The 1,999-nt window shown below is 66.4% G+C and carries 2 protein-coding genes and 1 pseudogene; all 3 read left to right on the top strand.

Annotated features, from left to right (window positions below):
- On the top strand, window positions 1-643 hold a 643-nt coding region (locus EN932_RS34895; protein ID WP_164890804.1), incomplete at its 5' end, for an ABC transporter permease.
- Window positions 640-1,578, top strand: coding sequence for an ABC transporter ATP-binding protein (locus tag EN932_RS34890; protein ID WP_013532239.1), 939 nt, complete (start codon window positions 640-642; stop codon window positions 1,576-1,578). The genes EN932_RS34895 and EN932_RS34890, both read left to right, overlap by 4 nt.
- Window positions 1,575-1,999 (top strand): annotated as a pseudogene (locus tag EN932_RS34885) (ABC transporter permease); the annotation flags it as partial. The gene EN932_RS34890 and the pseudogene EN932_RS34885, both read left to right, overlap by 4 nt.

Here is a 1,999-nt window from a genome sequence, read left to right as displayed (position 1 = left end):
GACAGGCTCCAAGCATGTAACGCTGGCGCTAGGGTCGCTGCTTGCGGCAGTGGTCGTCGGCCTGCCGGTCGGTATTCTCTGCCATCGCGTCGAGAATCTGCGCGCCGGCGTTCTCAACGTGCTCAACATCATCCAGACCATTCCCTCGATCGCGCTGTTCGGCCTGCTGATCGCGCCGCTCGGCTGGGTGGCCACGCATGTGCCGGGGGCTGCCGCGCTCGGCATTCGCGGCATCGGCACAGCCCCCGCCTTCGTCGCGCTGTTCCTTTATTCGCTGCTGCCGGTGGTGGCCAACACCGTGGTCGGTCTCGCTGGCGTGCCGCGCGCCGCCAACGACGCGGCACGCGGCATGGGCATGACCGACAGGCAGCGCCTGTTCGGCGTCGAGTTTCCGCTGGCTTTTCCCGTCATCCTCACCGGCATCCGCATCGTCTTGGTGCAGAACATCGGCCTCGCCACCATTGCCGCGCTGATCGGCGGCGGCGGTTTCGGCGTATTCGTCTTCCAGGGTGTGGGCCAGACGGCGATGGACCTTGTGCTGCTCGGCGCGGTGCCAACGGTCGCGCTCGCCTTTGCCGCCGCCATCATCCTCGATGCGGTGATCGAAATGACCGCCACCAGGCGCAGGGTTGAAACGGCATGATCGAGATCGAAGGCATTACCAAGCGCTATGACGCGACGACCGTGGTCGATGACGTGTCGATGGTCATCGAGCCGCGCACCATCGCCGTCATTGTCGGCACGTCCGGGTCCGGCAAGACGACGCTGCTGCGCATGATCAACCGGCTGGTCGAGCCGACCTCGGGCATCATCAAGCTCGACGGCGCCGACAATCGTTCGCTGCCCGGCTATGAGCTGCGCCGCAGCATCGGCTACGCCATCCAGGGCCACGGCCTGTTCCCGCATCGCACGGTGGCGCAGAACATTGCCACCGTGCCGGTGCTGCTCGGTTGGGACAAGGACCGCATCAAGGCCCGGGTCGACGAACTGATGACGCTCTATCAGCTTGACCCCGAAGCCTTCGGGCCGCGCTATCCGCACGAACTGTCCGGCGGCCAGCAACAGCGCGTCGGCGTTGCCCGCGCGCTCGCCGCCGAGCCCAACGTGCTGTTGATGGACGAACCGTTCGGCGCCCTCGACCCGATCATCCGCAACAAGGCGCAGGAAGATCTGCTGGCGATCCAGAAGCGCTTCGGCACCACCATCATCCTGGTCACCCACGACATGGAAGAGGCCGTGCATATGGGCGACAAGATCGCGGTCATGGATGCCGGCAAGCTGGTGCAATACGCCAAGCCCGCCGAGATCCTGGCAAAGCCGGCAAGCGCCTTCGTCGAGACCCTGGTCGGCGCCAGCGAAAGGCCGTTCCGGCTGCTGTCGCTCGGTCGGGTCCGCGATGCCGTGGAGAAGGGCTCCGCCGAAGGCGAGGCGATCCCCGGCGACGCCAGCCAGCGTGACGCGCTGGCCGAATTGTTGTGGACGGGCCGGCCGGCGCTGCCGGTCAAAGGCGCCGATGGCAAGCCGCTTGGCCGCGTCACCGTCGACGGGCTGGTGAAGCGCGCGGCGAGGCCCGCATGAAGGCCTGGCTTCCATCGCTGCTCAGACTTGCCCTGGTGATGCTGCTCGTTGCCTTCGTCACCAATCCCGGCTGGTTCGTGCCGCTGCTGAAGCCGCTGACCGAAAACAATGCGCCGGTGATCTACAACCAGGGCAGCCTGCTGACGCTGACATTGCTGCATTTGCGCACGGTTCTGATCGCCACCGTGGCAGCAACCATCGTTGCGGTGGCGCTTGCCATCCTGGTCACCAGGCCCGCCGGCGCCGAATTCCTGCCGCTGTCGCGCAGCCTGGTCAACATCGGCCAGACCTTTCCGCCCGTGGCGGTGCTGGCACTCGCCGTGCCGGCCGTCGGCTTCGGCGAGAAGCCGACACTGATCGCGCTGTTTCTCTATGGCCTGCTGCCGATCTTCGAGAACGCGCTGACCGGCCTGACGACGCT

Origin of the sequence: Mesorhizobium sp. M7A.F.Ca.US.002.01.1.1 (assembly GCF_004022955.1) — a bacterium.
Taxonomy (GTDB): Bacteria; Pseudomonadota; Alphaproteobacteria; order Rhizobiales; family Rhizobiaceae; genus Mesorhizobium; species Mesorhizobium ciceri.
The sequence above is the reverse complement of the archived record's forward strand: the minus strand, read 5'-3'. Positions and strand labels throughout refer to the sequence as shown.

Excerpts from the sequence above, each read along its gene's own strand:
- EN932_RS34890 (WP_013532239.1), top strand. The coding sequence starts at position 640 with ATGATCGAGATCGAAGGCATTACCAAGCGCTATGACGCGACGACCGTG.